9 protein-coding genes and 2 pseudogenes are annotated in these 7,451 nt (G+C 67.9%); 8 read left to right on the forward strand and 3 right to left on the reverse strand.

Annotation, left to right across the window (positions count from 1 at the left end; all coding sequences use genetic code 11):
- The 7 genes and pseudogenes from ABZY11_RS41360 to ABZY11_RS41390 form a co-directional block, all read left to right on the forward strand.
- Nucleotides 1–115, forward strand: a pseudogene (locus ABZY11_RS41360) (dehydrogenase); the annotation flags it as partial.
- Nucleotides 116–321: 206 nt separating this feature from the next.
- Nucleotides 322–861, forward strand: coding sequence for a winged helix-turn-helix domain-containing protein (locus ABZY11_RS41365; protein ID WP_356484107.1), 540 nt, complete (start codon nucleotides 322–324; stop codon nucleotides 859–861).
- Nucleotides 858–1,400 carry a transposase gene (locus tag ABZY11_RS41370; RefSeq protein ID WP_356484108.1) on the forward strand — a complete coding sequence of 181 codons (543 nt, stop codon included), beginning with the start codon at nucleotides 858–860 and terminating at the stop codon, nucleotides 1,398–1,400. The genes ABZY11_RS41365 and ABZY11_RS41370 overlap by 4 nt, the downstream gene beginning before the upstream one ends.
- A 455-nt stretch (nucleotides 1,401–1,855) precedes the next feature.
- Nucleotides 1,856–2,431, forward strand: coding sequence for a transcriptional regulator (locus ABZY11_RS41375; RefSeq protein ID WP_356484109.1), 576 nt, complete (start codon nucleotides 1,856–1,858; stop codon nucleotides 2,429–2,431).
- Nucleotides 2,432–2,669: 238 nt separating this feature from the next.
- Entirely contained in the window at nucleotides 2,670–2,852 is a 183-nt protein-coding gene (locus tag ABZY11_RS41380) for a hypothetical protein (protein WP_356484110.1), read from the forward strand.
- Between the two features lie 210 nt (nucleotides 2,853–3,062).
- Nucleotides 3,063–3,539 carry a hypothetical protein gene (locus ABZY11_RS41385; protein WP_356484111.1) on the forward strand — a complete coding sequence of 159 codons (477 nt, stop codon included), beginning with the start codon at nucleotides 3,063–3,065 and terminating at the stop codon, nucleotides 3,537–3,539.
- A 353-nt stretch (nucleotides 3,540–3,892) separates the two neighbouring features.
- Entirely contained in the window at nucleotides 3,893–4,507 is a 615-nt protein-coding gene (locus tag ABZY11_RS41390; RefSeq protein ID WP_356484112.1) for a gamma carbonic anhydrase family protein, read from the forward strand.
- A 75-nt stretch (nucleotides 4,508–4,582) separates the two neighbouring features.
- Here ABZY11_RS41390 and ABZY11_RS41395 read toward each other — a convergent pair whose 3' ends face one another.
- From ABZY11_RS41395 to ABZY11_RS41405, 3 genes and pseudogenes are all read right to left on the reverse strand, one after another.
- Nucleotides 4,583–5,401 carry a transposase gene (locus tag ABZY11_RS41395; protein ID WP_356484113.1) on the reverse strand — a complete coding sequence of 273 codons (819 nt, stop codon included), beginning with the start codon at nucleotides 5,399–5,401 and terminating at the stop codon, nucleotides 4,583–4,585.
- A gap of 367 nt (nucleotides 5,402–5,768) precedes the next feature.
- A pseudogene (locus ABZY11_RS41400) lies at nucleotides 5,769–5,993 on the reverse strand (DUF6444 domain-containing protein); the annotation flags it as partial.
- Between the two features lie 474 nt (nucleotides 5,994–6,467).
- Nucleotides 6,468–6,977, reverse strand: coding sequence for a hypothetical protein (locus ABZY11_RS41405; protein ID WP_356484114.1), 510 nt, complete (start codon nucleotides 6,975–6,977; stop codon nucleotides 6,468–6,470).
- Nucleotides 6,978–7,227: 250 nt separating this feature from the next.
- Between ABZY11_RS41405 and ABZY11_RS41410 the strand changes: the two genes are divergently transcribed.
- Nucleotides 7,228–7,451: hypothetical protein (locus ABZY11_RS41410; RefSeq protein WP_356484115.1), on the forward strand; the 224-nt coding region annotated here is incomplete at its 3' end.

A 7,451-nucleotide genomic window follows, 5' to 3' on the forward strand; every position in this document is an offset into this window, starting at 1 on the left:
CAGCGGTACTCAGACCCCTGAGCAGGGCGCGGCAATCGCCGTCAGGCTGGCGGCTCTGCCCGACGACGGCCCCACCGGTCAGCTGTTCGATGACAGGGGAGTCGTGCCCTGGTGATGTTCTGATGTGTTCCCGCTCGACTGGGTTGTTGCCGCTCACCACGCCTCGCCAGCGTCGTGTGAGCAGCCGTTTGTCACGGCCTGAGCTTGTTCTTGCGCCTCCCAGCTCGAACAACGGCCCGTACTTACTGATTTCGGCGTTTCGGGGTCTGGATTTGTGTCGGGAGGGGTGGCGCGGTCCGTCCGGGCTGGTACGCCGGAGGCATGCGGTATCCGGACGGGGGCGGGTTGACCGCCGAGCAGCGCAGGCGCCGGGAAGAGGTACGGATGCGGGCCGTTGACCTCTTCGATGAGGGCGTGGAAGTCCCGTGCATCGCCCGGGAGTTACGGGTGAGTGAGAAGTCGGTCTACCAGTGGCGCCGTACCTGGAGGACGGGCGGACGCGAGGCGCTGCGTTCCAGAGGCCCCTGCGGCTACGACTGTCGGCTCGGCCCCCACCTGCAGACCGAGCTCGCGATGTGGCTTGATGAGGGGCCGGCCGCGCACGGCTGGGCGGACGACCAGGTGTGGACCGCCGCGCGGGTACGCACGCTGATCGGGCGGAAGTTCCACCTCTCCTACAGCGTCTCCGGAGTCACTCGGCTGCTGCACCGCATGGGCTGCAGCGTGCAGATGCCCGCCCGGCCCGCCGCCGAACGCGACGAGGACGCGATCACCGCATGGCGGGAGGCGACCTGGCAGGAGGTAAAATCCTCCGGGCGGCGACCGGCGCGTTCATCTGCTTCGAGGACGAAGCGGGCGTGACCAGTCGGCCGCCCAAGGGCCGTACCTGGGGCCGGCGCGGCATCACCCCGAGGGTCAAGGTGTCCGGCCGTGGCCGGGGACGTCTCTCGGTGGCCGGTCTGCTGTGCTTCCGGCCGGGCCTGCCCGCCCGTCTGTGCCACCGGCTGCGTCGGCATACCGGCCGCACGGGCGAGCGTCGCTCGCTGGGCGAGGCGGACTGCATACGCCTGTTGGATGGCGCCCACCAACTGCTCAAGGCCCCGCTGATCGTGGTGTGGGACCGGCTGAGCACCCACATCTCCAAGACGATGAAGGCACTCGTTGCCGAGCGGGACTGGCTGACGGTGGTCCTGCTGCCCGGGTATGCGCCCGACCTCAACCCGGTCGAGGGCCTGTGGGCGCACATCAAGCGGAGCCTGGCCAACCTGGCCGCCCGCACCCTCAGCGAGCTGGAGACTCTGCTCCGCAGGCGGCTCAAAGCGCTGCAGTACCAGCACGGCATCCTCAGCGGATTCCTCGCCGGGACGGGCCTCGCTCTCGACAGACCGGACAGACCCTAATACGCCGAAGTCAGTAACGGCTGCCAACTGAGCTCTGAGCTCCTGAAGCTGAGGCGGCTTCGCGTGCGGCTCTGCGGAGTCGTGCGGACCGTATGGGGCATCAGCGGTACTGATCTCGGGTGGTGCTGGCCATGACGCTCAAAAGCAAGGGAGGAGTGGCTGGTTCCGGTGGCCGGTGCCGCCGCCCGGCCCTGGGGGGCCGTTCGGCTCCGGTACCTCCGTACCCCGTCCCGTAAAGCTCCGCATATCTCAGCTCCCTTTCTCGGGCCGAGGTAGGACAGCAGGGAGGGGCTGTGCCATCGAGGAGGGGGACGTGCGGTGTTCTGGGCGTGCTTCAGCTGTCAGGCAAGGTGTTGATTGCTGGAGGAAAGCATCACATAACCCCTGATAGACCTGCATAAGGTAGAATCCCAACTACCGTTTCAGGCAACGGAGTTTGACAGAAAGGGTGTGAAGTGCCGGAGAGGACCATCGACTTCGGGAAGTTCGGCGCCTGGGGCATCAAGGGAAGCGACGCCGTCATCCGGCAACTCGACGCCCTCGCGGGTGGCATCGTCACTCCGGTCACCGTGAAGCGCGGCCTGATGGCCCGCCTGCACTACCTGACGAAGACCGACCACAGCCTCGCCGCGGCCAAGGACGCTGGCCTGACGGTGACCGACCGGACACTGCGGGCCTGGCTGGAGGGCACGCGCCGGCCGTCGAAGGCCAACTTGGAACGCATCGACGCCGCCTACCGGACCGTGCGCCGTCGCAATGTGGCCCGGCATCTCCTGGTCCGTCTCAACCGCGACGGACGCGGGACCAGGGTGGAGGTCCACCCGCTGAACCAGTCGCAGGTGGCCAGGCCTCTGCAAAGGGTGGTGGAGTACCGCACGATGAACGTCCGCCGATGGGACCGCATTGTCGAGGCCTGGGCCGCGGGCGACCTCCAGGGCCTTGATGACGAGTGGACCACCGACGTCCTGCCCGACCTCGGTTCCCGGTGGGGCCAGTACGAGTACGTCACCAACATAGGCTTCGCCGCGTAATGGACCCAGACCGCTCTGGTGCCTTCAGGGGCGGTGGGCGTCGGCTGGCGGTTGGTCGGTGGTCTCGTCTGGAAAGTGAGTTGGCCCTGCGGAACGTGCGAAGTGGCCGCAGGGCCGTCCCGGGAGCACCGTCCTGTCAGGGCACTCATGTCCGACCGTACGAGCAGCAGTGGTTCACCGCCCGGCGAGCTGATGCACACGTGTTCATCCCGGCCGCAGGCGCAGCCACCTGGTCGGTGTGTGGGACATCGACGGTGCGGTGAACGGGTGCGAGGTCGAGGAGTACGAGATCACCGCCGAGACCGCCGACGAGCGCCTGGACGAGATCGAGCAGCAGATCCTGGACGAGCGCACCGCCGGCGCCGGCGTCGGACGGCGAGGGACCCGAGTCGGAGTGGGTTCTGATTTCCAGGTGGTCTAGCGGTTCGAAGAACGTTGCGGCGAGGTCGCTGTTCCACCGGTACAGCGCGAGCGCGGCGGTGGTGTGCTATTTCGGGCTCGGTGTCGCATATCGAACAGGGCAGCGGGGAATTGGTCCGGGGTGCGGGTGGATTTGGACCAGGGGAAGGTGTTTTCGGCCTCCGTTCAGGATCCACCCCAGCCTTCTGGTCGGTTGTCTCACCATGGCGCGGTGAAGATCCTTCGAAGCTCCTTGACCAGCGGGCGGACCGTCGCTGTCGCCCTCGTGCTCGCTGCCGTTCTGACCGGCTGCACGCAGTCTCCTCCCGAACACAGTGACCGGCTCTCCAAAGCTGCTGGTCTGGCCCGGGTCACCGTTGTGTGCCCGAAGGATCTCTGGGAGGAGACGAAGCCGACCGGCTACGAGAACAAGGTGAAGGCCAGGACGAGCGCAGTGGTCAGCGGGCCACGCGGGGGGCGTGGGCTGGTCCGGGTCACCATGACCGGCACGAACTTCGTCGCCTACCTCAAGGAGCTCGACGAGAACGCACACCCGTCGAAGTTGGACGGCGAAAGGGACAACACGGCAGCTTCCCGCCGCGTGTACGACGCCGTAGCCCCCGCGATCGACCGCATCAAGGCCGCCACCAGTCCGGACGACCCGGAACCCGAGATCGTCATCGACGACACCATCCCCGAGAAGGCCTGAGTGCCTGGTTCTTACGCTCCGTCGTGCAACTTCCTGCTCAGGATGTCCTGTGCCATCTGTGCGATTACGTCACGCCGCGTCATGTCACCTGGCGTCGGCGCGGCATAACCGACAGGCAACCCGCGCCAGCCAAGGTTGAGCGTTCTCACTGAACCTTGAGCGGGGTGTCCTGACCACCGTCGTTGCGCTGGTCCTGCTGGGCCAGGAGGTACTTCCGCTGTGACTGGATAGCTGGTCGCGGATCTCCTCAGCTGGCACGGGCTGCGACAGCATCACGGGTTGAGGCCAATGGCCCGGCGTGTTCTGCGGTCTTGCCTGGTGGAACGGCGCGCGGCGACCCCCAGGAGTGCGGCATGATCGCGCCCATGCTGATTGAGCACGAGGGTTGTTCGCCGACGATCCACGCCACCGCCTACGTTGCGCCGACGGCGACGCTCAGCGGAGACGTCCGGGTGGGGCCGGGTTGCCGGGTGCTGTTCGGTGCGGTGCTCACCGCTGAGGGCGGCCCGGTGGAGCTGGGCGAGGGCAGCATCGTGATGGAGAACGCTGTCCTGCGCGGCAGCCGCCGCGATCCTCTGCGTCTGGGTCGACAGGTCCTGGTCGGGCCCACCTCCTACCTGACCGGCTGCCAGGTGGAGGACGAGGTGTTCTTGGCCACCGGCAGCCGCGTGTTCAACGGGGCCAGGATCGGAACACGCTCTGAGGTTCGCATCAACGGCCTGGTGCACTTGCGCACTGTGCTTCCCGCCGACTCCGTGGTGCCCATCGGCTGGGTAGCTGTAGGCGATCCCCTTCGCATCCTTCCGGCTGAGGACCACGAGGGCATCTGGGCAGCTCAGAAGGAACTGGACTTCCCCGGCTACGTCTTCGGCCTGGACCGCCCGGCCAGAGGCGAAAGCCTGATGCCGGGGATCTCAGAACGATTCGGCCGCGCGCTGGGCCGCCACAACAACGACCGTCAGATCTAACGCCACTGGTTGCAGGCTGAACTACCTGAGTCACCCGAGCATGCGTGACCTCCGGTCGGCGGGACCGGTTGAGGATCAGACGGTGGCGGGCATCCAGGGTCTGTCGCCCATGGCCCGCTCCAGGACGTCGAGCATGTTCTGGCCGTGCCGGTCGGCGGTGGCCAGGTAGGTGCGGATGGCCGCGAAGTCCTGGGCCCCGAGCAGGGTCCGCAGGCTTCCGGACACCTTGATCCGCAGCTTCGCCATCCTGATCGTCTGCTCGGCCGGGTTGTTGTCGAAGGGCAGCCGCAGGTCGTGGACCCAGCGCAGGTAGTCGTCCCAGCGGCTGTGCAGCCGCTTGAACAGCGCGTTGTGTTTGCACCCGGTCTTCGAGGAGCGTGCGGTGGTGGCCTTGATCCCGTCGCGGACCGCCGTCCGCAGTGCCTTCAGCTCCCCGGCCTTGAGCTTGTCCGCGATCGCCTCGGCGACCGTGGTGCGGGCCGCGTCGGCGGCCTTCTTCAGTGCCAGCAGCGCGTCGATGGCCCGGTAGGCCGCGCAGCGGGCCTGCTCGGACCCGCATTCGGTGACCGCGACCAGTTCGCGCAGGGCATGCGCTGAACACAGAGCGTGGGTGGCCTGGGTGTAGGTGTCGTACGGAGCCCAGGCGTCATGCATGGCCACCCCGCGGAACGCGGGCAGGATCCCGACGGCATCGGTCGCCTGGGTCCCGCGCCGCCGGTGCACGCTCAGGTGCACGAACATCCCGGTGGAGGCGGAGTGCAGCCAGTGCAGCCGGGCGGCCGTGCGGAACCCGGTCTCGTCGAAGAACGCCAGCGGCGCCCGCGCTACCTGCCCGGCGACCACGCGGCCGAACGTGTCCAGGGTCCTGGCGCACCGGCTCACCCAGCCCGCCACGGCGCCCCGCCGCGACCGGGGCGCCGAACAGATCGGCCAGCGCGCGGGCGGTGCGGTCCTTGGACAGGAACTGCCCGTGCATCAGGTACACCCCGACCGCGGCCAGCCGTGGCCCGTACTGCACCGGGGCGGCGACCTGGGCCGGAGCCGCGGCCCGGGCCTTGTTCCCGCAGGCGCACCGGACCGAGAGCAGTTGGTGCTCGGTGACCTGGAGCCGTATCTGTTCGGGCAGGTCGAAGACCTGGCGACGCTCCACCCCAACCACAGGCGCGTCCGAGAGGTCGGTCCCGCAGCCGGTGCACGGGCCGGGCCGGTGGGTGAAGGTCTCATCCGGAATCTCGACCTGGCGCAACGTGGCACCCGGCTGCCCCTTGGGGCGGCCCGGGCCACGCCCGGACTTCCCGCGCAGCGACTTCGGGGCGGGTTTGGCCAGGCCGTCCGAGGACGGGGGCTTCGAGGAGTTCGTGGAGTTCTGGGCCAGCTGGGCTTCCAGGTCCGCGGTCCGGGCCCGCACCTGGGCCAACCCGCTCCGCAACTCGACGACCAGCGCAGCGAGTTCCTCGTAGCTGGGAAACGGCGCGGCCTGGGACATGAGACCAATGATCACGAAACCGGGCGTCGAGATCAACTCGACTGCCGGTGACCAGCTATCCAGTCACCTTCCGCTTACGTTCTTCGAGCTCGCCCTCAGTCAGGATGTGGCAGCCGCACACGGCGTCAGGGATGAGATCTGGATCCGGGTTTTCGCACCACGGGTCAAGGCAGTAGTGCACGTCAGGTGGCGGAATGAAGACCATGCATCCAAGACTCAGCCGCTCCCGCCCGACGGCAGCGGCACGCCGTAGCTCCGCTCAAGGTTCAGTGAGAACGCTCAACCTTGGCTGCGAGAGGTCACTGATCGCGCCCGTTTCGTAGGGTTTCGGCGCGCGGCCGTGACCAGTTCCCCGGCCCTGGTGCGCCCGGCCACGGACAGCGATCCACGGTCGTCCACGCCACGGCACAGGATGGAGCCGTCCACCCCCAGATCCCCGTGCACCACCATGTCGACGTGCCCGTGCAGCGACACCTACCGGGCGTACACGTTCCGGGCCGTCAGCGTCGTATCGCCGTCCATCGGACCTTCGCCGACGCTCCAGGCGTGGACTCCGCCGGTCACCTCCACATCCCCGCGCACGACGAGGTCGACGCGTTCGCCGAGGTGGACCGAGTGTGCCTTCAGATCCCCGGTCACCAGCAGAAACTTGTGCGGTCCATCCGGATCCTCCCCCTCCCACCAGTCGAGGGCACCGTCGATGACCAGGTCGCCGTCCTCGACGATGTTGTCCGCGCACTTCCCGTCCCCATCCGGGGCGACCAGGTCGCCCCGGATGTGCAGGCCGGTGTCGTACAGACGGACCGTCGGCGCGTGACCGGGGCCCGGGTCGTCCACGTCGGCGGACAGACCGAAGCGTTCCTCCGCCTCGCGCGCGCCGACGGTCTCGTAACCACGAGGCAGTACGACCCGCCTCACCGCGCCGGTGGCACCCCGCACCCGATCTGGTTCCTGCGGTGCGGTGATGTCTCCAAGCCGGTCCATGACCCGTCCCTCTACGCCGTTCGTTCCACAAGGCACCCACAATCACAGAGACCGGGCCACGGAGACATCCGGGAAACTACGCAATCGGCTACGGGAGTTCACCGGCCGGACCGAGGACGGCACGGTGGTTCCAGGAACGCCTGCAACGCTGTGACCAGTCATGTTCCCGCCGGTCTGAGGCAGGCGCCCATCGACGGGCAAACGTCCGGGTGTACATGGTTGTCGGAGGCGGCCTCTAACATCCGGTGGCATGACCACAGTGACCTCACCGGCGGGCTATCGCGTCCTTTCCGTTGCCGAGACGGAGGAGCGTTACGCCGCCTCCTCCGAACTGGCGTATCCGTACCAGGACTTCGCCGGTGAGCAGGAGATACGCCTCTACGAGGGCGGCCTGCACGTCGCGGGGAGCCTGGAGCCGGAGTCCGAGGGCGACCGGGTGCCGTACAACGTGATCGTGGACGGGGATCTGACCGT

This window comes from Streptomyces sp. NPDC006510 (assembly GCF_040611955.1).
Lineage (GTDB): Bacteria > Actinomycetota > Actinomycetes > Streptomycetales > Streptomycetaceae > Streptomyces.